At 71.3% G+C, this 25,716-nt stretch carries 26 protein-coding genes; 14 read left to right on the top strand and 12 right to left on the bottom strand.

Annotation, left to right across the window (positions count from 1 at the left end):
- The first annotated feature begins 57 nt into the window (after nt 1-57).
- The gene (ilvA, locus tag I8920_RS03735; protein ID WP_198657839.1) at nt 58-1,317 is read left to right on the top strand and encodes a threonine ammonia-lyase; all 1,260 of its coding nucleotides are present in this window, start codon (nt 58-60) and stop codon (nt 1,315-1,317) included.
- A 132-nt stretch (nt 1,318-1,449) separates the two neighbouring features.
- Here the strand turns inward: ilvA and greA are convergent, their stop codons facing one another.
- Together greA and I8920_RS03745 are read right to left on the bottom strand one after the other, a co-directional pair.
- A complete protein-coding gene (greA, locus tag I8920_RS03740) occupies nt 1,450-1,938 on the bottom strand; it encodes a transcription elongation factor GreA (protein WP_198657840.1) in 489 nt (162 codons plus the stop codon).
- 71 nt (nt 1,939-2,009) lie between these two features.
- Nucleotides 2,010-2,519, bottom strand: coding sequence for a DUF4307 domain-containing protein (locus tag I8920_RS03745; protein ID WP_198657841.1), 510 nt, complete (start codon nt 2,517-2,519; stop codon nt 2,010-2,012).
- Between I8920_RS03745 and mca the strand changes: the two genes are divergently transcribed.
- Together mca and I8920_RS03755 are read left to right on the top strand one after the other, a co-directional pair.
- Nucleotides 2,520-3,410, top strand: coding sequence for a mycothiol conjugate amidase Mca (gene mca / locus I8920_RS03750; RefSeq protein ID WP_198657842.1), 891 nt, complete (start codon nt 2,520-2,522; stop codon nt 3,408-3,410).
- Nucleotides 3,407-3,727, top strand: coding sequence for a hypothetical protein (locus I8920_RS03755; protein WP_198657843.1), 321 nt, complete (start codon nt 3,407-3,409; stop codon nt 3,725-3,727). The genes mca and I8920_RS03755 overlap by 4 nt, the downstream gene beginning before the upstream one ends.
- A gap of 56 nt (nt 3,728-3,783) precedes the next feature.
- Here I8920_RS03755 and trhA read toward each other — a convergent pair whose 3' ends face one another.
- Complete coding sequence (trhA, locus tag I8920_RS03760) at nt 3,784-4,509, bottom strand: PAQR family membrane homeostasis protein TrhA (RefSeq protein WP_198657844.1); 726 nt, start codon at nt 4,507-4,509, stop codon at nt 3,784-3,786.
- An 84-nt stretch (nt 4,510-4,593) separates the two neighbouring features.
- Between trhA and I8920_RS03765 the strand changes: the two genes are divergently transcribed.
- From I8920_RS03765 to I8920_RS03775, 3 genes are all read left to right on the top strand, one after another.
- Entirely contained in the window at nt 4,594-5,379 is a 786-nt protein-coding gene (locus I8920_RS03765; RefSeq protein ID WP_198657845.1) for an isoprenyl transferase, read from the top strand.
- A gap of 200 nt (nt 5,380-5,579) precedes the next feature.
- On the top strand, nt 5,580-6,689 hold the full coding sequence (locus I8920_RS03770; RefSeq protein WP_198657846.1) for an aminotransferase class V-fold PLP-dependent enzyme: 1,110 nt from the start codon (nt 5,580-5,582) through the stop codon (nt 6,687-6,689).
- A gap of 679 nt (nt 6,690-7,368) precedes the next feature.
- Entirely contained in the window at nt 7,369-8,730 is a 1,362-nt protein-coding gene (locus I8920_RS03775) for a PhoH family protein (protein ID WP_198657847.1), read from the top strand.
- A 153-nt stretch (nt 8,731-8,883) separates the two neighbouring features.
- Here I8920_RS03775 and I8920_RS03780 read toward each other — a convergent pair whose 3' ends face one another.
- The 5 genes from I8920_RS03780 to xseA all read right to left on the bottom strand — a co-directional run bounded on the left by I8920_RS03780 (nt 8,884) and on the right by xseA (nt 13,251).
- Nucleotides 8,884-10,287, bottom strand: a complete 1,404-nt coding sequence (locus tag I8920_RS03780) for a class II fumarate hydratase (protein ID WP_198657848.1) — start codon at nt 10,285-10,287, stop codon at nt 8,884-8,886.
- A 95-nt stretch (nt 10,288-10,382) separates the two neighbouring features.
- The gene (locus I8920_RS03785) at nt 10,383-10,997 is read right to left on the bottom strand and encodes a carbonic anhydrase (protein ID WP_198657849.1); all 615 of its coding nucleotides are present in this window, start codon (nt 10,995-10,997) and stop codon (nt 10,383-10,385) included.
- Between the two features lie 54 nt (nt 10,998-11,051).
- Nucleotides 11,052-11,687 carry a DUF4245 domain-containing protein gene (locus I8920_RS03790; protein ID WP_198657850.1) on the bottom strand — a complete coding sequence of 212 codons (636 nt, stop codon included), beginning with the start codon at nt 11,685-11,687 and terminating at the stop codon, nt 11,052-11,054.
- Nucleotides 11,684-11,929 carry an exodeoxyribonuclease VII small subunit gene (locus I8920_RS03795; protein ID WP_198657851.1) on the bottom strand — a complete coding sequence of 82 codons (246 nt, stop codon included), beginning with the start codon at nt 11,927-11,929 and terminating at the stop codon, nt 11,684-11,686. The genes I8920_RS03790 and I8920_RS03795 overlap by 4 nt, the downstream gene beginning before the upstream one ends.
- Before the next feature lie 71 nt (nt 11,930-12,000).
- Nucleotides 12,001-13,251, bottom strand: coding sequence for an exodeoxyribonuclease VII large subunit (xseA, locus tag I8920_RS03800; RefSeq protein WP_198657852.1), 1,251 nt, complete (start codon nt 13,249-13,251; stop codon nt 12,001-12,003).
- A 124-nt stretch (nt 13,252-13,375) separates the two neighbouring features.
- Between xseA and I8920_RS03805 the strand changes: the two genes are divergently transcribed.
- Together I8920_RS03805 and I8920_RS03810 are read left to right on the top strand one after the other, a co-directional pair.
- Nucleotides 13,376-14,440 carry a 4-hydroxy-3-methylbut-2-enyl diphosphate reductase gene (locus I8920_RS03805; RefSeq protein WP_372454423.1) on the top strand — a complete coding sequence of 355 codons (1,065 nt, stop codon included), beginning with the start codon at nt 13,376-13,378 and terminating at the stop codon, nt 14,438-14,440.
- Nucleotides 14,437-15,180 (top strand): DUF6264 family protein, encoded by a 744-nt coding sequence (locus I8920_RS03810; RefSeq protein ID WP_198657853.1) that lies wholly within the window; start codon nt 14,437-14,439, stop codon nt 15,178-15,180. Before I8920_RS03805 ends, I8920_RS03810 begins: the two co-directional genes overlap by 4 nt.
- Before the next feature lie 370 nt (nt 15,181-15,550).
- On the opposite strand, the gene I8920_RS03815 is transcribed toward I8920_RS03810, so the two are convergent.
- Complete coding sequence (locus I8920_RS03815) at nt 15,551-16,810, bottom strand: M18 family aminopeptidase (protein ID WP_198657854.1); 1,260 nt, start codon at nt 16,808-16,810, stop codon at nt 15,551-15,553.
- 105 nt (nt 16,811-16,915) lie between these two features.
- Nucleotides 16,916-17,944, bottom strand: coding sequence for a class II fructose-bisphosphate aldolase (gene fbaA / locus I8920_RS03820; protein WP_198657855.1), 1,029 nt, complete (start codon nt 17,942-17,944; stop codon nt 16,916-16,918).
- Between the two features lie 159 nt (nt 17,945-18,103).
- On the opposite strand from fbaA, the gene glpX reads away from it, so the two are divergent.
- From glpX to I8920_RS03845, 5 genes are all read left to right on the top strand, one after another.
- Entirely contained in the window at nt 18,104-19,093 is a 990-nt protein-coding gene (gene glpX / locus I8920_RS03825; RefSeq protein WP_017886722.1) for a class II fructose-bisphosphatase, read from the top strand.
- A gap of 83 nt (nt 19,094-19,176) precedes the next feature.
- On the top strand, nt 19,177-20,073 hold the full coding sequence (locus I8920_RS03830; protein WP_198657856.1) for a hypothetical protein: 897 nt from the start codon (nt 19,177-19,179) through the stop codon (nt 20,071-20,073).
- 68 nt (nt 20,074-20,141) lie between these two features.
- Nucleotides 20,142-21,701 carry a putative T7SS-secreted protein gene (locus I8920_RS03835; protein ID WP_198657857.1) on the top strand — a complete coding sequence of 520 codons (1,560 nt, stop codon included), beginning with the start codon at nt 20,142-20,144 and terminating at the stop codon, nt 21,699-21,701.
- Entirely contained in the window at nt 21,698-22,114 is a 417-nt protein-coding gene (locus I8920_RS03840) for a hypothetical protein (protein ID WP_198657858.1), read from the top strand. Before I8920_RS03835 ends, I8920_RS03840 begins: the two co-directional genes overlap by 4 nt.
- Before the next feature lie 3 nt (nt 22,115-22,117).
- Entirely contained in the window at nt 22,118-22,669 is a 552-nt protein-coding gene (locus tag I8920_RS03845) for an RNA 2'-phosphotransferase (protein ID WP_198657859.1), read from the top strand.
- Nucleotides 22,670-23,122: 453 nt separating this feature from the next.
- Here I8920_RS03845 and I8920_RS03850 read toward each other — a convergent pair whose 3' ends face one another.
- Complete coding sequence (locus tag I8920_RS03850; RefSeq protein WP_198657860.1) at nt 23,123-24,385, bottom strand: DNA recombination protein RmuC; 1,263 nt, start codon at nt 24,383-24,385, stop codon at nt 23,123-23,125.
- Nucleotides 24,386-24,444: 59 nt separating this feature from the next.
- Nucleotides 24,445-25,080 (bottom strand): exonuclease domain-containing protein, encoded by a 636-nt coding sequence (locus I8920_RS03855; protein ID WP_232832812.1) that lies wholly within the window; start codon nt 25,078-25,080, stop codon nt 24,445-24,447.
- A gap of 72 nt (nt 25,081-25,152) precedes the next feature.
- On the opposite strand from I8920_RS03855, the gene I8920_RS03860 reads away from it, so the two are divergent.
- Nucleotides 25,153-25,710 (top strand): hypothetical protein, encoded by a 558-nt coding sequence (locus I8920_RS03860; RefSeq protein ID WP_198657862.1) that lies wholly within the window; start codon nt 25,153-25,155, stop codon nt 25,708-25,710.
- Nucleotides 25,711-25,716 lie beyond the last annotated feature (6 nt).

Below are 25,716 nucleotides of genomic sequence, written 5' to 3' on the forward strand. Positions count from 1 at the left end.
ACCGACCGGCCGCGTCACGAGTTCGCCGCCGCGGCCCCGAGCGACGATGATGGGGGAGTGACCGACACCAGCGCCTCCCCGAACACGCTCGCCGCGATCCCGACCCTGGCGGACATCGAGGCGGCGCGCGAAACGATCAAGGGCGTCGCACGGGTCACGCCGATGGAGACGTCGCAGTTCCTGGCGGAGCTGCTCGGGTCCCCGGTGCACCTGAAGTGCGAGAACCTGCAGCGCACGGGCGCCTACAAGGTGCGCGGCGCCTACAACCGCCTGTCCGCCCTGTCCGAGGAACAGCGGGCCGCGGGCGTCGTCGCCGCCAGCGCCGGCAACCACGCGCAGGGGGTCGCCCTCGCCGCCCGCGAACTCGGCATCCCCGCGACGATCTTCACCCCGGTGGGCGTCGCGCTGCCGAAGCTGCAGGCCACCCGCCACTACGGTGCCGACGTGGTGCTGCGCGGGCACTCCGTGGAAGAGGCGCTGAGCGCCGCGAAGGACTTCGCCGCGCACACCGGTGCCGTGTTCATCCCGCCGTTCGACCACCCGGCCGTCATCGCCGGGCAGGGCACGCTCGGCCTCGAGATCATCGACCAGGTGCCCGACGTCGACACCGTGGTGGTGCCGATCGGTGGTGGCGGCGTCATCTCCGGCATCGCGCTCGCGGTGAAGGGCACGGCCGAGCGGCTCGGTCGGCCGATCCGGGTCGTCGGCGTGCAGGCCGAGAACGCCGCCGCCTACCCGTCGTCGATCACCGCGGGCGAGCCCGTGACGATCACCACGAAGCCGACGATCTCCGACGGCATCGCCGTGGCCCGCCCGGGCGACCTGAACTTCCCCATCATCCGCGACCTGGTCGACGACATCGTCACCGTCTCGGACGACGACACCGCCCGCGCCCTGCTCGTGCTGCTGGAGCGCGCGAAGCTCGTGGTCGAGGCAGCGGGCGCGGTCGGCGTCGCCGCCATCATGGCCGGGGCTGTCCGCGACACCGGCCGCACCGTGGTGCTGCTCAGCGGTGGCAACATCGACCCGCTCATGATGGAGCGCGTGATCACCCGCGGCCTGGTCGCGGCGTCCCGCTACATCGGCATCCGGATCATGCTGCCGGACCGTCCGGGCCAGCTCGCGCGCGTCGCGCAGGTGATCTCGGACGCCGGCGCGAACGTGGTCGAGGTGCTGCACACCCGCCACGGGCAGGGCCTGGTGATCAACGAGGTCGCGCTCGACCTGTCGATCGAGGCGCGGGGCCCCGAGCACGCGCAGGAGGTCATCCAGCGCCTGCACGAGGTCGGGTTCCGCCCGGAGCTGCTCGAGCACTGAGACCGCGACGATCCACGCGTCGATCGACGCGTGGACCGTCGGACGCGCGGTGCGCGCCGTGGGCGCGACCAGCAGACAGACGGGAGGCCCGTGGCGACGTCGCCACGGGCCTCCCGTCTGCAGTGCTGCGGCCTACGGCTCGTAGCGCTCGATCTTGACGACCTCGACGGCGATCTCCTTGCCGTTCGGCGCCGTGTAGGTGGCCTTGTCGCCCGCCTTGCGGCCGATGATCGCGGCACCGACCGGGCTGACCGGGCTGTAGACCGTCAGGTCCGACCCCTCGGCGACGATCTCGCGGCTGCCGACCAGGAACGTCGACTCGTCACCGGCGATGACCGCCGTCACGACGGTGCCCGGCTCGACGGTCCCGTCGAACGTGGCCTCGCTGACCGTGGCGTGCTTGAGCAGCTCGGTGAGCACGCGGATGCGGGCCTCGATCTTGCCCTGTTCGTCCTTCGCGGCGTGGTAGCCGCCGTTCTCCTTGAGGTCGCCCTCTTCACGCGCGGCCTCGATGCGGCGCGCGATCTCGGCGCGGCCCTCGCCGCTCAGCTCCTCGAGCTCCGCCTGGAGACGGTCGTGTGCCTCCTGGGTCAGCCAGGTGACCTGGGTGTCGTTGCTCATGTTCTGTCCCTTCGACCATGAAAAAACGAGACCGGCCGAGTGGTCGGTCTCGAAAGGCGAATCACAGCAGTCTAAGGAATCCAGCAGTCGTGGATCAACCCGGTCACGCCGCGGGTCGTCGTGGTGACCTCGGTCGTGATGCTGCGGGTGCGCTGCTCGGCGGCCGGCAGGGTGACCTCGCGCCACCCCACGATCGAGTACCCCTTGTCGAGGACCTGGACGGCGCACTTCGCCTCGACGCCGGGGTCGACGGAGACCTGCGAGTGCACCACCGTGTCGTGCTCGGACAGGACCTCGTACCCGACGACGTCGTGGTCGAGCCCGCGGTCGGACTGGTCGAGCCCGGCCCAGACCACCCACGCGGCGAAGACCACGACGACCGCGACGGCCGCCACGATCGCGATGATCCGGCTGCGACGCCGGCGTTCGGGCGTGCGGCCGTACCGTTCGTCGAGGGTGACGGTCTGCTGCTGATCGGACAGTTCGGGGCTCCCGGGGTGGATATCCTGATCCCAGGGTAGTTCACGCGACGCTGTGCGCTGCCCGCGTCCGACGTCGCTCACCCGCTGTGAGGAACCCACGTGCCCTACCGTCTGCTGGCCGTCCACGCCCACCCCGACGACGAGTCGAGCAAGGGTGCCGCGACCGCCGCGAAGTACGTGGCCGACGGACACCAGGTGCTCGTCGTCTCGTGCACGGGCGGCGAGGCCGGCGACATCCTCAACGACCAGCTCGGTGAGCCCGCCACGAGTCGCGCACACCGTGACATGGCCGGCTACCGTCGGTCCGAGATGGCCGGTGCGCAGGCCGCGCTCGGCATCGACCACGTCTGGCTCGGCTACCACGACTCGGGTCTCCCCGACGCCGAGCAGGGCGAGACCGTCCGACCCGGCACGTTCTCCACGGTGCCGCTCGAGTACAGCACCGAGGCGCTCGTCCGGGTGATCCGCCGCTTCCGGCCGCACGTGCTCGTCACCTACGACGAGAACGGCGGCTACCCGCACCCCGACCACATCCGGACGCACGAGGTCTCGATGGCCGCGTGGTCCGCCGCCGCCGACGCCTCGGCGTACCTGTCCGCAGGTGCCCCCTGGTCGATCGCGAAGCTCTACTACGAGCGCACGATGAACCCGCGGCGCTTCCGCACCGTCTTCGAGGCGCTGCAGGAGCGGGACCCGGACAGCCCGGCCGTCGAGCAGCTGCGCGAGTGGGTCGAGCGGTTCGCCGACCGGCCCGACCTGGCGACCACCCACGTCGACGTGCACGAGTACTTCGACCAGCGCGACGCCGCACTCCGTGCCCACGCCAGCCAGGTGCCGCCGGACAGCGCGTTCTTCTACTGGCCGAACGACCTGCTGGCGACGGTGTGGCCGACCGAGGACTACCAACTCGTCGAGGCACGCGTGCCGACCGAACTCCCGGAGACCGACCTGTTCGCCGGGATCCCAGCCGACAAGGAACCCACCCCGTGAGCACCATCGCGACCGCACTCGTCGCCCAGCCCAGCCCCAGCCCCTCCGTCGTGCCGGACGTCGACGTCACCCCGGGTGTCATCGGCTTCGTCGCGATCGCGCTCGTCGCCGTCCTGACGATCCTGCTCATCGTCGACATGACCCGACGGATCCGCCGGACCCGCTACCGCGCCGAGGTGCGCGAACGACTGGAGTCCGAGGCGAACGGCACCGCGACGGACGGCACCGCGGGCGACGGCGCCGCGACGGACGAGCCCGACCGCCGCGCGGCCGAGGACGGCCGGGCCGACGTCGGCGACGACACCGAGCGCGGCTGACGCGACCGCCTTGCGGACGGGAGGCCCGTGGTGGCATCGCCACGGGCCTCCCGTCCCTAGCGCACCGGGTCCAGGGCGACGATGAGCACGCCGACCCACTGCGCACCGAAGGCCACGACCGTCAGGGCGTGGAAGACCTCGTGGAACCCGAACTGCGTCGGCACCGGGTTCGGCCGCTTGAAGCCGTAGACCAGGGCGCCCACGACGTACGCGAGACCGCCCGACAGGATCAGCACCGTCATCGGCACACTCGCGGCGAAGAACTGCGGCAGCAACCCGAGGGCCGCGCACCCGAGCACGAGGTAGATCGGCACGTACAGCCAGCGCGGTGCGTTGATCCAGAGCACCCGGAACGCGATGCCCAGCGCCGCTCCGGACCACATCACCCAGAGCACCACGACCATCAGCGTGTGGGGCAGGGCGCAGAGCGCGATCGGCGTGTAGGTCCCGGCGATGAGCAGCAGGATGTTCGTGTGGTCGATCCGCTTCAGCACGGCTTTGACCCGCGGCCCCCAGGGGAACCGGTGGTAGGTCGCCGAGACGCCGAACATCGCGAGCGACGTCGCCATGAACACCGCGCTGCCGACCTTCGCCGCCGTGCTGTCCGCCAGGGTGATGAGCACGACGCCCATCGCGACGGCGAAGGGGAACGCACCCAGGTGGATCCAGCCGCGCCAGGCCGGACGGGGCTCGGCAGCGGTCGCTGTCACAGACGCCTCCTCCGTGAACGGGACGTGGGGGAGCGTGCCGGTCTCGTGCTCGTCCTGCATGGACCCGACCATAGGGCCTGAGTCCGAACGACAGCCACGTGTCCGCGCAGCGGGGCGCCCAGGACGCTCGTCCACCGGGTGCACTACGCTCGGTGCGTGACCGGGACGGCGGGATGGACAGGGCGCGGGATCCTCTACCGCGCCTACCAGCGTCGCATCCGCCGCCAGCTCGAGGGCGCCGCGAAGCCGAAGCACGTCGCCATGATCGTCGACGGCAACCGCCGCTGGGCCAAGCAGCTCGGGCTGGAGTCGGCCGCCCACGGACACCGTGCCGGTGCCGCGAAGATCCCCGAGTTCCTGACCTGGTGTGACGAACTCGGCGTCGAGGTCGTCACGCTGTACCTGCTGTCCGCCGACAACCTGACCGGCCGCGGCGGCGAGGAACTCGACGAGCTCGTCGGCATCATCGCGGACCTCGCCGGGGTGCTCGCCGACGACCGTGACTGGCGCGTGCAGCACGTCGGGTCGAACGAGGGCCTGCCGGCGGACCTGGTCACGGCGCTCGAGCGGGCCGAGCAACGCACCGCCGGCCGCACCGGGCTGCACGTCAACCTGGCCGTCGGCTACGGCGGTCGCCGCGAGATCGCCGATGCCATGCGCAGCATCGTGCAGGCGCACGGCGCGGGCGGCGGCACCATCGACACCCTGGCCGAGGTCCTGACGCCGGAGCTCATCGGCGACCACCTGTACACGCAGGGTCAGCCCGACCCGGACCTGGTGATCCGGACGTCGGGGGAACAGCGGCTGTCGGACTTCATGCTGTGGCAGAGCGCCCACAGCGAGTTCTACTTCGTCGAGGCGTTCTACCCGGACCTGCGCGAGGTCGACTTCCTGCGCGCGGTCCGTGACTTCGGCCTGCGCTCCCGTCGCTTCGGCGGCTGACGGCGCCACGGCCGGTCGCGCGGACACCGATCGCATCAGGCTCGCGTCCTCTCCCGCCGCCGCACCGGGCCGGGCGGCTCGTGCGTCCCGTGAGCGCTGCCGCGGGCGCAGGACACCAGCCAGGTCCCGCACCGGGTTCGTCCGCACGAGTGCCGTCCCAGTAGGCTCTCAGGGTTTTCGTCCCACGGAAGGTTGCCCTCGTGAACATCAGCGACTATGCCGCCGGCTTCGCAGAAGACCCCGGCTACCTCGACCACGCTGCGTTCGGCCCCGTGCAGACCGCCGTGCTCGAGGAGCAGCGCGTGCTCGGCACCATCCAGGCGCACATGCGCTTCGGGTCGATGGAGACCCTCGACGAGCAGGACGCCCGCGTCCGCGCCGTCGCCGCACGTCTGGTCGGCCGCCGCGAGGACCAGGTCGTCTCGCAGCCGGCGACGACCCCGGGCCTGCTGCACACGGCCTTCGGGCTGACCGGCGGCGTGCTGGTGTCCGCCGACGAGTACCCGTCGCTGCCGCTCGCACTCGCCAGCGCCGCTTCGGCCACCGGCGGACGGGTGCAGCCCGTCGTCATCGAGTCGGGTGCCGGCTGGGTGACCCCCGAGCTGATCCGTGAGCGCCTGACCGACGAGGTGACCGCCGTCGCGGTGTCCCTGGTCGACTGGCGCACCGGCTACCTGACCGACCTCGCCGCCATCCGCGAGGTCATCGGGGACCGCCTGCTCGTCGTCGACGCGATCCAGGGCTTCGGCGTCGTCGACGCTCCGTACGAGGTCGCCGACGTCGTCGCCACCGGCGGCCAGAAGTGGCTGCACGCCGGGTGGGGCACCGGGTTCGTCGCGTTCAGCGACCGTGCGCTGAACCGCCTGCGTCCGGCGCTGTCCGGTCCGCACGGTACCTCGGGCTGGCCCGCCGAGGTACCGTCCGTCCGTCCGGGTGCCGCCGGCTACCAGATGTCCCGCATCGACCCCGTCGCCCAGGCCCGGCTGGCCGTGTCCCTCGAGCGCCTCACCGCGGTGGGTGTCCGCGCGGTGGCCGAGCGTGTGTCCGAGCGGGTCGAGCGCGTCTTCGCGATCGCCGACGAGTTCGGGCTCGAGGTCGAGTCGAGCCGCGACCCCGCCGAGCGCGCCGGCATCGTCGTGCTGCGCCCGGCGCAGGGCAGGCTCACGGCGCTCTCCGCGGCGATGCACAACCACGGCGTGACGGCGACGACGCGGCTCGGTGTCGCCCGGGTGTCGGTCTTCGCGTCGACCACGGACGCGACGCTCGACATGTTCCGCGACGCCTGCGTCTCGTACGCCACCATGCAGTAGCAGCGTCTCGTGTCGCCCGTCCGCAGCCGGCGAGCGGTCACCACACCCCGCTCACGTCCGCCGGGTGGTCACCACCTGTCGGCTGGCACCGTCGCACCCGACGGTTCGTGACCACTCGGCCGACCCGCGCGACGAGTCGCGACCAACGGACGGACTGGAGGCGCGGTGCCAGGCCGCCACGGGCCTCCCGTCCGCAGCCGGCGAGCGGTCACCACAGCCCGCTCACGTCCGCCGGGTGGTCACCACCTGTCGGATGGCACCGTCGCACCCGACGGTTCGTGACCAGTCGGGGCGGCCCGCGCGACGAGTCGCGACCAACGGGCGGACTGGAGGCGCGGTGCCAGGCCGCCACGGGCCTCCCGTCCGCAGCCGGCGTGCGGCCACCACACCCCGCTCACGTCCGTCGGGCGGTCGCCACCTGTCGGCTGGCACCGTCGCACCCGACGGTTCGTGACCAGTCGGGGCGACCATCCCGACCGCGGCGCGAGCCGTGCGCGCGTTGTTCAGACGCGCGACACCTCGGCAACCGCGTGTCGCTGCCGGGCCGTCGGAGGCCGGACGTACGTTGTCCCCATCGGGCACCGCGCCCGATCGAAGCGGCCACGCAACGGTGCTTCGGGACCGCTCCAGTGGCCGCGTTCGAGGACATGGACCGGGCCGGTCGCGGCCCGGGGATGGAGTGGTCGTGACCTCTCAGAACGTCTCTCGCGGAACGCAGCACCAGCACACCGCGGACTCGTCCACATCGGTCGCCCAGCGCACGTACGTGCTCGACACATCGGTGCTCCTCAGCGATCCGCGGTCGCTGTTCCGCTTCGCCGAGCACGCGGTCGTCCTGCCCGTGGTCGTCGTCAGCGAGCTCGAGTCGAAGCGGAACGACCCGGAGATCGGGTACTTCGCCCGGCAGGCCCTACGGCTGCTCGACGAACTGCGCATCGAGCACGAACGGCTCGACTTCCCGATCGCACTCGGCGACGGCGGCTCGTTCCGGGTCGAGCTGAACCACTCGAACCAGTCCGTCCTGCCGTCGGGGCTGCAGCTCGGCGACAACGACTCGCGGATCCTCGCGGTGGCCTCGAACCTGCAGAACGACGGGCTCGACGTGGTCGTCGTCTCGAAGGACCTGCCCCTGCGGGTGAAGGCGTCGTCGATCGGCATGGCGGCCGAGGAGTACCGCGCCGAGCTCGCCGTCGACTCCGGCTACACGGGCATCGCCGACCTGCAGGTCTCGGGTGAGCAGATGGCCCACCTGTACGAGACGGAGGAGATCCGCTCCGCCGACCTCACGGACGTCCCCGTGAACACCGGGGTCGTCATCCACTCCGAGCGGGGGTCGGCGCTGGGCCGGGTGCACGTCGCCGGTGCCGTGTCCCTGGTGCGCGGTGACCGCGAGGTGTTCGGGCTGCGCGGTCGCTCGGCCGAGCAGCGGCTGGCGATCGACGCCCTGCTCGACCCCGAGATCGGCATCGTGTCCCTGGGCGGCAGCGCCGGCACCGGCAAGTCGGCGCTCGCCCTGTGCGCAGGGCTCGAGGCGGTGCTCGAACGGCAGCAGCACAAGAAGATCATGGTCTTCCGGCCCCTGTACGCGGTGGGTGGGCAGGATTTGGGCTTCTTGCCCGGGGACGCTGGCGAGAAGATGAACCCGTGGGCCCAGGCGGTGTACGACACCCTCGGGTCGGTGGTGTCCGACAACGTCCTCGACGAGGTGATCGAGCGCGGCCTGATCGAGGTGCTGCCCCTCACGCACATCCGCGGACGGTCCCTGCACGACGCGTTCGTGATCGTGGACGAGGCCCAGTCGCTCGAGCGGAACGTCCTGCTCACGATGCTCTCGCGCGTCGGCCAGAACTCGCGGGTCGTGCTCACCCACGACGTCGCGCAGCGGGACAACCTGCGGGTCGGGCGGCACGACGGCATCGCCTCGGTGATCGAGCGGCTCAAGGGGCACCCGCTGTTCGCCCACGTCACGCTGACGCGGTCCGAGCGGTCCGCCATCGCCGCCCTGGTCACGGACCTGCTGGACTCGCCCGACCTGGTGTAGCGGCGGGTCTTCGCGCTCACCGACAGGTCACGCGCCTCCAGGCGCGTGACCTGTCGCTCAGCGCGTGAGGCGGATCGAGCCGTCACCGGACGGACGGGAGGCCCGGTGCCAGCTGGCACCGGGCCTCCCGTCCGGTGTGTGCGTGTGTGTGCGTCAGTTCGGGTGCGTCATGGACAGCACGTCGAGCGCGTCGTCGAGCTGCGCCTCGGTGACCTCGCCACGCTCGACGTGGCCGAGGGCCACGACGGCCTCGCGCACGGTGATGCCCTCGGCGACGGCGTACTTCGCGACCTTGGCAGCGGCCTCGTAGCCGATGACCCGGTTGAGCGGGGTGACGATCGACGGGGACGACTCCGCGAAGGCACGTGCCCGCTCGAGGTTCGCCTGCAGCCCGTCGATGGTCTTGTCGGCGAGCACGCGCGAGCTGTTCGCCAGCAGGCGGATCGACTCGAGCAGTGCCGTGCCCATCACCGGGATCGCGACGTTGAGCTCGAACGCACCGGAGGCGCCGGCCCAGGCGATGGTCGCGTCGTTGCCGATGACCCGGGCGCCGACCATGAGCGTGGCCTCGGGGATCACCGGGTTCACCTTGCCGGGCATGATCGACGAGCCCGGCTGCAGGTCGGGGATGTGCAGTTCGCCGAGGCCGGTGTTCGGGCCGGAACCCATCCAGCGCAGGTCGTTGTTGATCTTGGTCAGGCTGACCGCGAGCACCCGGAGCGCCCCGGATGCCTCGACCAGGGCGTCGCGTGCGCCCTGCGCCTCGAAGTGGTCGACGGCCTCTGTGATCGGCAGGTCGGTGTCGCTCGCGAGCTGGGCGATGACCCGCTGCGGGAAGCCCGTCGGGGTGTTGATGCCGGTGCCGACCGCGGTACCGCCGAGCGGGACCTCGGCGACGCGGGGGAGCGTGGCCTGCACGCGCTCGATGCCGAGGCGGATCTGCCGTGCGTAGCCGCCGAACTCCTGGCCGAGGGTGACCGGGGTGGCATCCATCAGGTGCGTGCGCCCGGACTTCACGGCGTCGGCCCAGAGGGTCGCCTTCGCCTCGAGCGACTCGGCGAGGTGCTCGAGCGCGGGCACGAGCGTGCGGATGAGCGCCTCGGTCACGGCGACGTGCACCGAGGTCGGGAAGACGTCGTTCGAGGACTGCGAGGCGTTGACGTGGTCGTTCGGGTGCACCGCCGAGCCGGCGATGTCCGACGCCAGCGTCGCCAGGACCTCGTTCATGTTCATGTTCGACGAGGTGCCGCTGCCGGTCTGGTAGACGTCGACGGGGAACTGGTCGTGGTGCTGGCCGCCGATGACCAGGTCCGCCGCCCGCGCCACGGCATCGGCAACGGCCGGTTCGACGATGCCGAGCTCGCCGTTCACGATCGCCGCCGCACGCTTGATGCGGGCGAGGGCGACGATCTGCGCCGACTCGAGCCCCGTGCCGGAGATGGGGAAGTTCTCGACCGCACGCTGGGTCTGGGCGCGGTAGAGCGCCGACTTCGGGACCCGCACCTCACCCATGGTGTCGTGCTCGATGCGGAACTCGGTCTCGGTGGTGTCGGTCACGTCGTCGTGGTCCTTCCTGGGGTGCTCGCCGGTCGCGGTCGCGCCGGCCCGTGCTCGCGCCCCGGGGTCGCCGGGGCGGGCGTCGTGGTGGTCGGTCAGACCTGGCCCACGACGGTGTCGATGGTGACCTCGCCCGTCGCGAGGTCGTAGGTCGCCCCGACGACGGCCAATCTACCCTCGGCGATCGCGTCCGAGACGGCGCCGGAGCGCTCGATCACCTGGCGGAGCGTGCCCTCGAGGTGGGCGGCGCCGACGGCTTCCTGCGGCAGCTCCGGGTCGGTGGCGCGGACGCGCTCGACGCTCGGTGCGATGGCGTCGACCAGGGCCTGCAGGTGCGGCGCCGGGACGGGTTCGCCGGAGCGCGCGGCCGCGACGGCACCGCACCCGGTGTGGCGCAGCACGACGACCAGGGGCGTGCCCAGTGCGACGACCGCGAACTCGATCGACCCGAGCACGACGTCGTCGACGATCTGCCCGGCGTTGCGGATGGCGAAGAGGTCCCCGATGCCGGCGTCGAACACGTGCTCGAACGGCACCCGCGAGTCCGAGCAGCCCAGGACGGTCGCGAACGGCGCCTGCGACCCCTCGAGCTCGGTCCGGCGGTCGGGGTCGATGCGACCCATCCGGCGCTTGTCGGCGGCGAAACGCGAGTTGCCGTCGACGAGCAGGCGCAGGGCGTCGGACGGGGTGGAAGCGGCACGGTCGGGCATGGGGCTCCTCGGGTGAGTGGGTCGGGTGCGGGTCGGCTGCGGAGGTGGGTGCTGCTACTCGTCCAGCTGCCGGGCGACGGCCGTCGCGACCGTGCGGAAGGACGCGTCGTCGGCCGTGCCGGAGAGCACGATCGTGTCCTGCCCGAAGGTCGACACGAGCGAGTACGCGTGGTTGCCGGCGTCGGAGCCCTCGCTCCGGCGGTCGTACACGGTCCACTCGGTCGAGCCGATCGTGCGCGTGCCGGTCGCGGCGCGCTGGTCGAGCTGGTTGGCGACCCACGAGGCGTTGGCGTCGATGCCCTGCTGCAGGCCGAGGTACTGCTTGTCGGGGGTGACGAGTCCGACGGTCCAGACGTCGACCCCGTCGCTGGTCTTGCTCGCGAAGTCCGCGCGGTTCGAGCTGAAGCCGTCGGGCAGGGTGGGCGCGGCGAGTGTGACGTCGTCGACGTTCGCCTTCGCCGCCACCTGCTGGTAGTCGACCGAGCGGTCGACGGTGTTGTCGGGACGCACGACCACCGCGACCAGCACCAGCACGATGGCCAGGGACGCGACGAGGGCGATGACCAGGTTGAAGGCGGTCTGGTGCTGTCGGCGGGCGGTCCGGGCGGCGTCCTTGCGGGCCCAGGTCTCCTCCGGCGTCTCGGGGCGACCGAGCTCCGCGACGATCGGGCGGCCGTTCGCGTCGGTCATCGGCCGGAGCCGTCCTCGGCGCTGCTGGCGGCGCGGGCTGCGTCGAGGCGTGCGCGAGCACCGACCAACCACTCCTCGCACCGCGCGGCGAGGGCCTCGCCCCGCTCCCACAGGGCGAGCGAGCGTTCGAGGGTGGCGGACCCCTGCTCGAGCTCGCTCACCACGCGCACGAGTTCGTCGCGGGCTGCTTCGTAGCTCAGCGACTGGACGTCGGTCTGCTCGGGTTCCTGCTGGGATGGCACGGGTCGATCCTACCGAGCGTCGACTCGTGCCCGGCCGTCACGGGTGCGCCTGTGGAGAACTCCCACGGCGTTCACGGGGCCGCCGGACCGGAGCCGTCCGGACCGGGGCCCTCGGGCTCGAGCGTGCCCGTCGCGGTGCCGGCCCCGAGGGTCACGTGCACGGCCGTCGGTCCGGTCAGGTCGGCCGCCCCGCGGACCACTCCGCCGTCGGTGCGCTGCACGATCGCGTAGCCCCGACGCAGGGTGTCCCGCGGTGAGAGTGCACGGAGCCGCGCGGTCAGGTGGCCGACCTCGGAGTGACCGCGTTCGAGCCGGCGGTCGAGGAGCTCCCGGGCACGGGACAGGTCGCGGGCGACCTCTTCCGCGCGGGTGTCGACGAGCCACGCGGTCGAGGCGAGCGCCGGCCGCGACCGGAGCGCGGCCAGCCGGTCCGCCTCGACCGACAGCGTGTGGGAGAGGCGCAGGCCCAGCCGGGCACGGGCCTGCCGCACGTTCGCCAGCTCCTCGGCGACGTCGGGCACGACCCGCTTGGCCGCGTCGGTCGGGGTCGAGGCGCGCAGGTCGGCGACCTCGTCGAGGATGGGCCGGTCGGCCTCGTGGCCGATGGCGGAGACGATGGGCGTCGACGCGGACGCTGCCGCGCGGACGAGTCCTTCGTCGCTGAACCCGAGCAGGTTCTGGAAGTCACCGCCACCGCGGGCGATGATGATGACGTCGACCTCGGGGTCGGCGTCGAGCTCGAGGATCGCGGCCGTGACCTCGCCGACGGTCCGTTCGCCCTGCACGGCGGTGTGCACGGTGCGGAACTCCACCTGGGGCCAGCGCAGCTGCGCGTTCCGCTTGACGTCCTTCTCGGCGTCGGAGTCCTTGCCGGTGACGAGTCCGATGCGGTGCGGCAGGAACGGCAGGCGCTTCTTGCGGGCGGGGTCGAACAGGCCCTCCTCGGCCAGGGTGCGGCGCAGCCGTTCGAGCCGTTCGAGCAGGTCACCGAGGCCGACGTGCTTCATCTCGACGACCTGCATGGTGAGCGAGCCGCCCTTGACCCAGTAGTTCGGCTTGAGCGCCGCCACCACGCGGTCGCCCTGCTTGATGTCGGCCGGCACCCGGGAGCGCACGCTCGACCAGATGGAGAACGACACGGTGGCGTCGACCTCGACGTCCTTGAGCTTGCCGTAGACGTTGCCGCCGGCGACGTTCCACTGCGTGATCTCGCCCTCGACCCAGGCGGTGCCGAGGCGGTCGATCCAGTCCCGGAGCTTGGCGCCGAGGAGCGCCACGGGCCACGGGTTGTCGGCCGTCGGCGGGCCCTGTTCGATCGCCATGTCGCTCCTTGTCCAACTGGGACGTCCATCGTGCACGAGACCGGTGACAGGGGTCGTCCTCGGGTTCTCCACAGGGGCCTGCACGCCCAGGTCGCGCGCGTCCCGCTCACCTATCATCGGGGACGTGACGATCACCAACGGCCACACGGTCCCACTCGCCCCGCCGCGAGTGCACGCGGCGCGCGGTCGCCTGCGGGACGAACCGGTCGCCGGCCCGAAGAAGGTCCTGCTCGCGGCGCCCCGCGGGTACTGCGCGGGCGTGGACCGGGCGGTCGTCGCCGTCGAACAAGCGCTCGAGCAGTACGGCGAGCCCGTCTACGTCCGCAAGCAGATCGTCCACAACGTGCACGTGGTGTCGACGCTCGAGCAGCGTGGTGCCGTGTTCGTCGACGACGTGGCCGAGGTCCCGCGCGGCTCGCACGTCGTGTTCAGCGCGCACGGTGTCTCCCCGGCGGTCGTCGCCGGCGCTGCTGACCGCGACCTGCACGCCATCGACGCCACCTGCCCGCTCGTCACGAAGGTCCACCGCGAAGCAACCCGGTTCGCGAAGGCCGACCGCACCATCATCCTGATCGGGCACGCCGGCCACGAAGAGGTCGAGGGCACCATGGGGCACGCCCCGGACCGCACGATCCTGGTCAACGGCCCGGCGGACGTCGCCGCGCTCCAGGTCGACGATCCGGACAACCTCGTGTGGCTGTCGCAGACCACGCTGAGCGTCGACGAGACGATGGAGACCGTCCGCCTGCTGCGCGAGCGGTTCCCCGCCATCCAGGACCCGCCGTCGGACGACATCTGCTACGCCACCCAGAACCGCCAGGTCGCGATCAAGAAGGTCGCGCCGGCAGCCGACCTGGTGATCGTGGTCGGTTCGGCGAACTCGTCGAACAGCGTCCGCCTGGTCGAGGTCGCGCTCGAGCACGGCGCCCGTGCCGCGCACCGCGTGGACTACGCCGAGGAGATCCAGCAGGAGTGGCTCGACGGCGTCGGCACCGTCGGCGTCACGAGCGGTGCGTCCGTGCCCGAGGAACTCGTGGCCGAGGTGCTCGAGCAGCTCGCCGACGCGGGCTACGCCTCGGTCGAAGAGGTCGTCACCGCGCACGAGGACCTCATGTTCTCGCTCCCGAAGGAGCTCCGCACCGACGCGTCGGGCAACGCGACGCGCGCGCTCGGCGGGCGTCGGGCATGAGCGGCGTGGGCAACTGGTCGTCGGTCCCGCGGCGTGAACCGGTGGGCCAGGACCCCGGTACAAGCGTCGGACTGGAGGCCCGTGGTGCGTCCACGACGTCGGCTCCCGTCACCGGGAACGGCCGGCCCCAGGGCCGCCCGGCACCCGGGTACGGCGAGTACGCGCCCGAGGGCTGGGTGAACCCGGTGCTCGTCGAGCAGGAACGGCAGGAGCAGGAACGCCAGGAGCGGGAGCGCCAGGCAGGTGACCAGCAGGCCCCGGCCCCGGTCGCCGGCGTGCGCGACGGTGCTCGCGGCGGCCTCCCCGGAAGGGACGCTCCGTCCGGTACGGTCCCCGGCGGAGCGCAGCGGTCGATGGCGCGCAGCCGGTTCGGTCGGACCCCGGCCGACTTCGTGCTCACCGTCGGACTGCTCGCCTTCGGGCTCGTCTCCGTGGTGCAGTCCCTGTCCGTCGGACAGGTCGCCTCGACCGTGCGGCGCACCCTCGAGACCCAGTACACGGAGCTGAACGACCCGAGCGCGCTGAGCACGGCCGCTGCCGTCGTGGCGATCAGCAACGTCGTCGTCTTCGCCCTGGTCGCCTGGTGGTCCATCCGTCGGCTCCGCGCACAGAAGCGGACGTTCTGGGTGCCGCTCGTCGGCGCGGTCGTCGCCACGGCGGTCAGCACGATCGCGTTCGTCGTCGTGGTCATGCAGGACCCGGCCTTCGTCGACTTCATGCTGCGCCAGTCCGGCGTCTGACGGCCCGTCGCCGGTCAGGCGCCCGACGGCTCGGCGGTCGCGCGTCTGACGGCCCGGCGCAGCTGCCGTTGCCGCTGCCGCAGTCGCACCGCCTGGCGCAGCTGCCGCAGCCGAACGGTCACGACACGCCGCAGCCCCGACGCCGAGGGGTCACGTCGTGTCGCCCGGCGCCGGAGCGACCGACAGTCCGCGACCGCTCGACCCTGCGCGCGCGGGGAGTCGTGACCAGTCGGCGCCGGTGCCGGGCGTGCCGTCGGACCCGGCCCGTCGGACTCCGCCCGTCGGACTCCGGCCCGTCGGACTCCGCCCGTCGGACTCGGCCCGTCGGATCCGGCCCGGCGGACCCCGGCCAGCCGGAGCGCGCCGGAGGTCAGCCGGCCAGGAACGCGGCGACGGCCCCGTGCAGCGCCGCCAGGTCGTCGACGTGCACGAGCTCACGAATCGAGTGCATCGAGAGCAGCCCCACGCCGATGTCGATCGTCGGGATGCCGAGCCGGGTCGCCGCGATCGGGCCGATCGTCGAGCCGCCGGGGATGGTGTTCACGTTGACGAACGGCTGCCACGGCACCCCGGCCGTGTCGCAGGCCGCAGCCCAGACGGCCTCGCCCTTCGCCTCGGTCATGTAGCGCTGGTTCGCACTGATCTTCAGCAGCGGGCCGGCGCCGGGGCGCGGACGGTTGGTCGGGTCGTGCTTCTCGGGCTGGTTCGGGTGTACCAGGTGCCCGGCGTCGCTCGACAGCAGCCACGAGGCGCGGAACGCCCGCGCCGCCTCGGAGCGGGAGGCGCCGAGGCCCTCCTGCACGCGGCCGAGCACGTCCTCCAGGAACGGTCCACCGGCACCGGAGGGGGTGGACGAGCCGATCTCCTCGTGGTCGAACGCCGCGAACACCGGGATGTGGTCCCCGTCGGCGGGAGCGTCGACGATGCCGCGGAGTCCGGCGTGCACGCTCGTCAGGTTGTCCATCCGACCGGACGCCAGGAACGCCGCGTCGATGCCGATCCGCGACGGCGCCTGGGTGTCGGCGAGGAACAGGTCCCACGACACCGCACCCTCGCCGAGTCGGGCGCGGAGCCAGGACACCACGTCCGTGCCGCCGGCGTCGCCGTCCACGCCGACGATCGGCAGCGTGTGACGCTGGCGGTCGATCTCCTTGCCGTCGTTCACCCCGCGGTCCAGGTGGATGGCGAGGTTCGGGATCCGGGCGACGGCGTCGGTGCTGATCAGCCGCACGGAGCCGTCGGCGTCGACGACCCGGCCGGCGATGCGGAGGTCGCGGTCGAACCAGGTCGACAGGAGTGCGCCGCCGTAGACCTCGACGTTCAGCTGCTCCCACCCGCCGGTGCGGACACCGGGGTTCGGCTTGATGCGGAACCCGGGGGAGTCGGTGTGGGCTCCGAGGATCCGGAACGGCGTCGTCCCCGTGGCCCCGGACGGCAGTCGCCACGCGATGACCGCACCATCGCGGACCACCACGTACGCACCCGGCTCGGTCGGCCAGGCGTCGAGCTCGGACAGCTCGGTGAACCCGGCCCGCACGAGGCGGTCCCGGGCGACCGCTGCCGCGTGGAACGCGGTGGGCGACTCGGTGACGAACTGGGCGAACTCGGAGGCGATGGCGTCGACGGTCACCCGCCCATCGTGTCACGCGGTCAGGGCGACCCGACGCAGAACGGGGCGCGTCCGTCGGACGCACCCCGTTCCTCCAGGCCGGTGGACCCGACCGGACGGACCTGCTCAGCCCTGGGTGTGACCAGCCGACCCGAGGACCTTCGCGGCCTCGCCGACACGGGCCGCCATGGCGGTCTCGGCGACCTTGCCCCAGGCGCGGGGGTCGTACTGCTTCTTGTTGCCGACCTCGCCGTCGATCTTCAGCACGCCCTCGTAGTTGCGGAACATCGAGTCGGCGATCGAGCGGGTGAACGCGTACTGGGTGTCCGTGTCGATGTTCATCTTGATCACGCCGTTGCGGACGGCCTCGTGGATCTCGTCGTCGGTCGAGCCGGAGCCACCGTGGAACACGAGGTCGAGCGGGTTCTCACCGGTGCCGTGCTTCGCTGCGACGGAGGCCTGGATCTCGCCGAGGAGCTCGGGGCGCAGCTTCACGTTGCCCGGCTTGTACACGCCGTGCACGTTGCCGAAGGTGAGAGCGGCGATCCAGCGGCCCTTGTCACCGAGGCCGAGCGCGTCGACGACCTTCTCGACGTCGTTCGGGGTCGTGTAGAGCGCGTCGTTCGTGCCCTCGTGCTCGACGCCGTCCTCTTCGCCGCCGACGACGCCGATCTCGACCTCGAGGATCGCGTTGATGTTGCGCGTCTTCGACAGCATCGTCTTCGCGATCTCGATGTTCTCGTCGAGCGGCACGGCCGAGCCGTCCCACATGTGCGACTGGAAGATCGGGTTGCGACCGGCGCGGACCTCTTCCTCGCTGGCGGCGATGAGCGGCAGGACGAAGCCGTCGAGGGCGTCCTTCGGGCAGTGGTCGGTGTGCAGGGCGACCGTGATGTCGTAGTTCTTCGCGACCTCGTGGGCGAACTTCGCCATCGCGAGGGCACCCGCGGCGCGGTTCTTCACCGTGTGGCCGGCGAAGTAGTCGGCACCGCCCGTCGTGACCTGGAGGATGCCGTCCGAGCCGGCTTCCTGCAGACCCTGGAGGACCGCGTTGATGGTCTGGGACGAGGACACGTTGACCGCGGGGTACGCGAACTTGCCCGCCTTCGCGCGTTCGATCATCTCGGCGTACTGTTCCGGCGTTGCGATGGGCACGTGGATCTCCTTCGACTTCGATGGTGTCCCCGCCGATCGTAGTCAGAAGCTCTGGAGGCGCGGTGCGGTCCGGGCGGTTCGCTCACTCCCGGTGTGCACGTGCGTTCACGGGCCCCCGGTCGGGACCCCGGATCGGCCGCCGGTCGCTAGGCTCGATCCGTGACTCCCACGACGGAAACCGGCTCCCTGTTCCTCCAGCCCGACCGCAACCTCGCGCTCGAGCTCGTGCGTGCGACGGAGGCCGCCGCGATCCGTGCGCAGCCGTGGGTCGGCCGTGGTGAGAAGAACCTCGCCGACGGCGCCGCGGTGGACGCGATGCGCAAGTTCCTCGGCACGGTGAACTTCGACGGCGTCGTGGTGATCGGTGAGGGCGAGAAGGACAACGCCCCGATGCTCTACAACGGCGAGCACGTCGGCAACGGGCACGGCCCGGCCTGCGACATCGCGGTCGACCCGATCGACGGCACCTCGCTGACCGCCGCCGGCCGCCAGAACGCCATCTCCGTGATGGCCGTCTCGGACCGCGGCTCGATGTACGACCCGTCTGCCGTGTTCTACATGGACAAGATCGCTGCCGGCCCCGAGGGTCGCGGTGTCCTGGACCTCGAGAAGCCGATCGGTGACAACATCCGCGCGCTGGCGAAGGCCAAGGGCAAGGACCTCGAGGACATGGTCGTCGCCGTGCTCGACCGTCCCCGCCACGACGAGCTGATCCGCGCCATCCGTGCGACCGGTGCCGGCACGCGACTGCTGCTCGACGGTGACGTCGCCGGTGGCATCGCCGCCGCCCTGCCCGGCTCGACGATCGACATGTGCGTCGGTGTCGGCGGCACCCCCGAGGGCATCATCACGGCGTGCGCGATCAAGGCGCTGGGCGGCGTGATCCTCGGCAAGCTGCAGCCGAAGGACGACGAGGAGCGCGAGCGCGCGATCGCCGCTGGCCACGACCTGGACAAGGTCCTCGACCAGGACGACCTGGTCACCGGCGACAACACGTTCTTCGTCGCGACCGGTGTCACCGACGGCGTCCTGGTCGACGGTGTCCGTCGTTCGCGCGGTGTCATCCACACCGACTCGCTCGTGCTCCGCTCGCGCTCGAACACGATCCGCCGGATCCAGGCGGACCACCGTGCGGAGAAGTGGTTCTAGGCCGGACCTTTGTCCACCGCTTCGGGGCGCCGCCGGTCTTCCGGCGGCGTTTCGGTGCACACGCCCTTGCGTAGGCTCGACGCATGACTGCGACAACGGCACGGATCGTCGGACTGGACACCGCGGGCATCCGCACGCTGCACGCGGAGGCGGACGGCACGGCCGATCGGCTGCCGCACGTCGTGCCGGTGGCGCCCGACCTCGGGGTGATCCTGGCGGACGAGGACGGTGCGATCCTCACCGCGCCGGCGCTCGCCGAGATGGGCTGGGCGGACGACGACGTCCTGCGCGCAGCCGTCGCCGCCGCGCAGGAGCAGGCCGGGGGTGACGTCGCGGTGATCCAGCCCGGCACGATCGTCATTCAGGACCCCGATCTCGCCGTGGTGCTCGTGCTCGCGCCGCAGGCGTTGCAGGGCATCGAGTTCCGCGGCAGCGCAGTGGTCTTCCCGGTCGCACCGACGACGTTCATCGTCACCGGCGACCACGACGAGGACGGGCTCCAGGTCGCGGCCGGTGTCGCCCAGCAGGTCCTGGCCGACGACGAGGGCGAGGTCCTGAGCGGACCGCCCATGGTGCTGCGCGGTGACGGGTGGGTGCGGTTCGAGCACCCGTCGCTCGTCGGTGAGCTCCGGACGATCCGCGCGCTCTGGACGGCGACTGCCGCGAACCTGCAGCAGGACGCCCTGCAGGAGTCGCTGGACCGGCGAGGCGAGGACGTCCACGTCGGTGCGGTCTCGGTCGCCCGGCTCGCCGAGGACGACCCGGCCTTCTCGTACTCGTCGTGGACCGAGGACGTCGAGACCGTGGTCGCCGCGGTCGACACGATCGTGCTCGTGACCCTCGACGGGCAGACGCAGCCCGTGCCGTTCGGTCTGCTGCGGGAGCTGGCGTCCGAGTTCATCGAGGAACTCGAGGTCCGCCCGACGCGCTACCGGCTCCGGGGGTTCCCCGATCTCGAGTCGGTCCGCGCGGCCTTGTGACGGGGCGACCCCTGCCAGTGGCACTCGTCCCCGTCGATGCCCCCTGATATGGTCACACTCGCGCGCTTGTGGACGACGGCGCGAGAGATCGGACCTGGGGAGGAATGATGGGGCGGCCGTCGGGGTGGGATGTCGTCGATCAGGGTGATGATCCGGTCAAGGGTGATCCGTCGACGTTGCGGATGATGGCGCGGGAGTACCAGCGCATCTCCGACGCCGCTGATGATGCCTCGACGCGGCTGCAGTCGGTGCAGGGGTCGGGGTGGCTGACCGACTGGGAGGGTGAAGCGGCTGATGTGTTCGTCGACGCGATCGAGGACACCCCGTCGGACCTGACCAAGCTCGTCGATTCGTACGAGCTCGCGGCGACGGCGTTGTCGGGGTGGGCGGACACGGTCGATGACACCCAGTACCGGGCGGATGGTGCGTTGGCGGACGCGAAGGACGCCACCGGGGACCTCGCCGCGGCGCAGGACCGGTTGGCGGATGCGCAGTCGACGCTGTCGCACTACCAGTCGGCGTCGAAGGACCTGGCGAAGGTCGCTGACGAGTACCCGGCGGGTTCCGACGTGCCGGACGGGGTGGAGGTGCCGTCGCCGGCGCAGTTGCGTGCGGCGTCCGACAACGCTTCCGTCGCGCAGGGGTCGGTCAGCTCGGCGCAGGGGGACATCGCGGCGGCGCAGTCGCGGATCGATGCGGCGAAGCGGCTCGTGGCGGATGCGAAGGGTGACTGGGAGGACGCGGAGCGGCGGACCGCGACGAAGATCGGTGAAGCAGCCGATGCGGGGTTGGGGAAGCAGTCCACGTGGGACAAGATCTTCGGCTCCGAGGCGTGGGAGACCATCGTGTCGGTGGCGAAGGTCGTCGTCGCGGTGGGTGGGATCATCGCGATGATCATCCCGGGGCCGTGGACGTTGGTCATCGCGGCGATCGCGCTCGTGGTGCTCGCGGACACGTTGTACAAGATGAGCAAGGGCGAAGCCGACGGGTGGGACCTCGCGTTCTCCCTGCTCGACTGCGTGCCACTGGCAGGGGGCCTCGGGGTCACAGCTCGGGCGATGCGGATGGCGAGCAAGGGTGGACGGGCGACCTCGCTGCTGCACCTCGGTAGTCGCTTTGCACGGGGGCGAGACGTCATCGCTCAGCAGGTCATTGCCTTCAGTGCGACGTCCAGGCTGGGCAAGCTCGTCACGCCCCTGCAGCGAGTCGTTCGGCCGTTGGATCCTGGTGCTGTTCGGTTCTCGCAGAAGTCCGTCTCCTTCAACAAGATCGACCGCACGACCGGCGAGCCCTACAACTACGACGACATCACCAACAGCATGCGCGACGGTGGGTGGCGCGGTGACCCGGTGGATGTGGTCGAGATGCCCGATGGAGCGGTGACGAGCATGGACAACACGCGGATCAGGGCGGCACGGGAGACTGACACCCCGGTGCAGGCCCGGGCGCACGAACACAGCGAGGCGTTGACCGCTGACCAGGTCAAGCGGTTCCGCAAGAACGGCCGCGAGCCGGCGACCTGGGGCGACGCGGCGGAGATCCGCATTGCGGGACAGGGCAAGAGTTGGTCGGGCGCCAACCCGAACGGATCCCATCATCTGCCGACGCTCACGGGGGTGGCGCATTGAGAGAGCTGCGGGAGATCTCCACTGATGAACGATTGATCGGCATTCGGCAGATCCAGCCGGACCGATTCGTGTATCCGGATCGGTTCCTCGATGTGGTTGCATCTGACCAGTTACCGGACATCACGCCGTGGTCGTGGCTTTGTCAGTACGAAGACGACTTGTACTTCTGGGCCGAGACCGTCGCTCAGCAGTATCCAACCCGTTCCCTCGTGCCCTTCGCGAAGCACCAGGACACAGACGACGTGTTCTGCTTCGACGGCGACGACCGTTCGGGCAATCCTTCCGTGCTGATCATCCACACCTTCGCTTCGCCGGGGACGGAGTACCGGGGTCAGTGGACGTCGTTCGACGTCTGGTGGGAGGAGATGGAGGAGCACCGAGCAGCGTGGCTCGCGGAGCAGGGAGAGGACTGAGGCATGCCCCGTCGGGACACGTCGATCAGCAAGGCGATGTCACACGCGTTGCGCCACGAACCGGGCGCGTACGGGCTCGAGCTCGGTAGCGACGGGAGCGTGCCACTCGCAGACCTTGCCGACGCCTTGGCGCAGTCGGGTGTGGAGGCAACGGTTGCCGATCTCCGCCGCGTCGTCGCTGAGTCTGACAAGCAGCGTTTCGCCGTCGAAGGTGACCGGATCCGTGCCCAGTACGGGCACTCGACCGACGAGCGCATCGTGAAGCCATCGATCGTTCCGCAACCCGTGCTCTGGCACGCAACTTCCCCCGCTGCGGCTGAGTCGATCCTGCGCGACGGGCTCTTGCCGATGGGACGCCAGTACGCACATCTGACCACCGATCGCGACCTGGCGATGCAGGCGGGGCGGCGCAAGTCGCCCGCTCCCGTCCTGCTGCGGGTCGATGCGGCTCGCGCGCATCAGGAGGGCGTGGAGTTCTCGGAGGGCCACGACCGGGTGACCCTGGCCTTGCTCGTTCCCGCCCGGTACATCTCGGCGGACGACTCCCGTTCCTGATGCCGCTTCTTCCGGCCGAACACGGGGCTCCGCTGATGCAGGTTCCCGTGTCGATCGCGGCGGCAATCAGGAGACCGACGCGTCGTCCTCGTCAGCCCACAGCGGGTCGCTGACGGTCCGGGGCAACAGTGCCCCCGGTGACGCCGGCCAGGGCAGCCGGGTGACCGGCCAGTTCGCGGCGAGGAGTTCGCGCCGCCCGGCAGGATCGCGATCAGGAGCACGACGAAGAACGCGACGATTGCGATCGCCATGATGGTCCGGGTGGCGGCGTGGTCTCGTCGTCGCCCCGTCTGCCTCCGAGCCTTGGCGATCGTTGCCCGGTGCCGCCAGCGCGGACGGACCGGGAACTCGCGGTCTTCGGGGTGGTTCTGCAGTGCTTCCCCCATGAGCGCCGATCGTAGCGAGTGGCAAGCGCGCCGACGGGCGGTGGGAGCGGGCAGGACGAGGCAGCAGTCAGTCCTCGTCGACGGCACCGACGAGCTCCGGCGCCGTCAGCAACCGCGGTTCGTCCTCGATGGACGCCGGGTCCGCGATGACCTTCGACTCGTCGAGCAGCGACAACCGTCGGGCACTCGGCAGGACCTGTCGTTCGAGCGACCCCACGAACCGGTTGTAGTCGACCACCGAACCGCGGATCGAGCGGCCGAGCTTGTCGACGTGCCCGGCCATCGTCGAGAGCCGGCCGTACAGCTCACGGGAGACCCGGAAGAGCTCGTGCGCCTCCTGCGACACGACGTCCTGCTGCCACGAGAACGCCACCGTCTTGAGCACCGACCACAGGGTCACCGGTGAAGCGAGCGCGATGCGCTTGCGGAACGCGTGGTCGAGCAGACCGGGGTCGGCGGCGAGGGCGCTCGACACGAGCGACTCGGACGGGATGAACGCGACGGTGAGCTCGGGGGAGGCGTCGTAGCCGGTCCAGTACTCGCGGGCGGCCAGGGCGTCGACGTGCGCGCGGAGCGCCTTGACGTGCTGCGCGATGAGCTGGTCACGGCGCGCACCCTCGGCACCGGTCGCGGTCGCGGGGATCTCGGCCGCCTGCAGATACGCACTGAACGGCACCTTGGCGTCGACGGCGATGGTCTTGCCGCCGGGCAGGTGCACGACCATGTCGGGACGCGCGGTGCCGACGGCGGTCGTGACGGAGGACTGCACGTCGAAGTCGACCCGCTCCAGCAGGCCGGCGGCCTCGACCACGTTGCGCAGCTGCGTCTCGCCCCAGACCCCGCGCGTGCTGTTCGACGACAGGGCACTCGCCAGGGTGTCCGCGGTGGCGCGGAGGCGTTCCTCGGACTCGGCGGCCGAGCGCAGCTGGGCGGACAGCGCGCCGTACTGCTCGCTGCGGGACTGTTCGAGCTCGGCGATCTTGGTGCGCATGACGTCGAGGGTCTGCGCCACCGGGCTCAGCGCGGAGAGCACCTTCGACTCGTTCTGGTTCCGGGCGGCGTCGACGCCGTGCATCCGTTGCACCAGGTGCTCGAGCTCGGCGGACCGACGCTCGAGCGAGTCGACCTGCCGGCGGTACTGGGCGTCCTGCGCGTCGAGGCGCTCCTCGGCGTCGTGGCGCGCGGCCTCGAGCTGCCCGCGCAGCGCCTCGGCGGTCGCACGGGCGGAGGCGGCGTCGATGCCGGCGCGCGAGCGGGCGAGCGACCAGGCGACGACCGCCCCGACGGCGACGCCGATCAGGAGACCGATGACCAGGGCGAGGATCTGCATGACGTGACCTTGGCAGACCCCACCGACACCGCGCCTCCCGGCTGCTCGTCCAGCCGACGTCAGTCGGCGAAGACCATGGGCCGGTTGGACAGCCGCGGCTGGTTCGCGGCCCGCGGCTTGTCCGCGCGCACCCGCACCGGCGCGATCGTCACCCGGGTGATCGCCCCGAGCGCCTCGACCGTCTCGACCCCGTGGTGCCGGGCTGCGTGCACGACGATCGCGGCACAGGCCTCGGCGTCGGCAGCGGCGTCGTGGTGCTGGAAGCCCTCGAACCCGGCGGCCATCGCGGCGACCGGCAGGCGGTAGGAGTCGAGCGTGTAGGTCTTTCGGGCAACGGCCAGGGAGCACAGCGAGTGGTGCTCGGCCAGGTCGATGCCCGTCGCGGAGCAGCCTCCGGCGATGACGCCCATGTCGAAGCGGGCGTTGTGGGCCACGAGCACGTCACCCTCGGCGAAGGCCACCAGGTCGGGGTACTGCTGCTCCCACGTCTTGGCGTGCGTGACGTCCTCGGCGACGATCCCGTGGATGCGCGTGTTCCACTCGAGGAAGGCGTCGTGGCCGTGCGGCGGGCGGATGAACCACGAGGCCCGGTCGACGACTCGGCCGGCGCGGACCTTCACGAGTCCGACGGAGCACGCACTGGCGGGCGAGCTGTTGGCGGTCTCGAAGTCGATCGCGGTGAAGTTCAACGGCACGCTCTCGATCGTCGCACGCGGTGCCGACATCGTCGGAACGCCCGCCCGGCGTTGCGGCCCTACTGTGGGGCGATGGGGACCGACGCCGATGATCGCCCGCTCGTGCTGGTGCTGGCCGGAGCGGGGTACGGGCAGCAGGCACCACTGCTGTGGTGGTCGCGCCAGATCGCCGTCTCGAGCGGATGCGATGTCGTCGCTCCTGCATGGTCCGTCGACGAGGCCGCTGCCGCCGGACCGGTGCCGTTCGTCGAGGCCGCGGTCGGCTCGGCGCTCGGCGATCGTCTGCCCGACCTGGTCGTCGCGAAGTCGTTCGGGTGCTTCGCCCTGCCCTGGGCGATCCGTCACGAGGTCCCCGGGGTCTGGCTGACGCCGGTCCTCACCCACTACGACGTCGCGACGGCGCTCGCAGCCGCGACCGACGCGCACGACGCGGTCGGGGGTGGTGAGGACCCGCTGTGGCGGCCGGGACGGGCATCGGGGACGGCTGCGCGCCTCCAGACCATCACCGGAGCCGACCACACGCTGCAGGTCCCGGGGGACTGGCGGAGGTCGCAGCAGCTGCACGCGGACGTCCTCGACGTCGTGGAGCGCCGCATCGCGGCCCTTCGCCCGGCAGCGACCACCGATTAACCTCGG

This window comes from Curtobacterium sp. YC1 (genome assembly GCF_016267665.1).
GTDB lineage: Bacteria > Actinomycetota > Actinomycetes > Actinomycetales > Microbacteriaceae > Curtobacterium.

What these genes read in the sequence shown, in the direction of transcription:
- trhA (WP_198657844.1), bottom strand. Translation starts at nt 4,509, where the DNA reads ATGGTCGGGTCCATGCAGGACGAGCACGAGACCGGCACGCTCCCCCAC.
- xseA (WP_198657852.1), bottom strand. Translation starts at nt 13,251, where the DNA reads ATGGCGATCGAACAGGGCCCGCCGACGGCCGACAACCCGTGGCCCGTG.
- I8920_RS03785 (WP_198657849.1), bottom strand. Translation starts at nt 10,997, where the DNA reads ATGCCCGACCGTGCCGCTTCCACCCCGTCCGACGCCCTGCGCCTGCTC.
- I8920_RS03830 (WP_198657856.1), top strand. Translation starts at nt 19,177, where the DNA reads ATGACTGCGACAACGGCACGGATCGTCGGACTGGACACCGCGGGCATC.
- I8920_RS03860 (WP_198657862.1), top strand. Translation starts at nt 25,153, where the DNA reads ATGGGGACCGACGCCGATGATCGCCCGCTCGTGCTGGTGCTGGCCGGA.
- I8920_RS03850 (WP_198657860.1), bottom strand. Translation starts at nt 24,385, where the DNA reads ATGCAGATCCTCGCCCTGGTCATCGGTCTCCTGATCGGCGTCGCCGTC.
- I8920_RS03810 (WP_198657853.1), top strand. Translation starts at nt 14,437, where the DNA reads ATGAGCGGCGTGGGCAACTGGTCGTCGGTCCCGCGGCGTGAACCGGTG.
- greA (WP_198657840.1), bottom strand. Translation starts at nt 1,938, where the DNA reads ATGAGCAACGACACCCAGGTCACCTGGCTGACCCAGGAGGCACACGAC.
- I8920_RS03845 (WP_198657859.1), top strand. Translation starts at nt 22,118, where the DNA reads ATGCCCCGTCGGGACACGTCGATCAGCAAGGCGATGTCACACGCGTTG.
- I8920_RS03790 (WP_198657850.1), bottom strand. Translation starts at nt 11,687, where the DNA reads ATGACCGACGCGAACGGCCGCCCGATCGTCGCGGAGCTCGGTCGCCCC.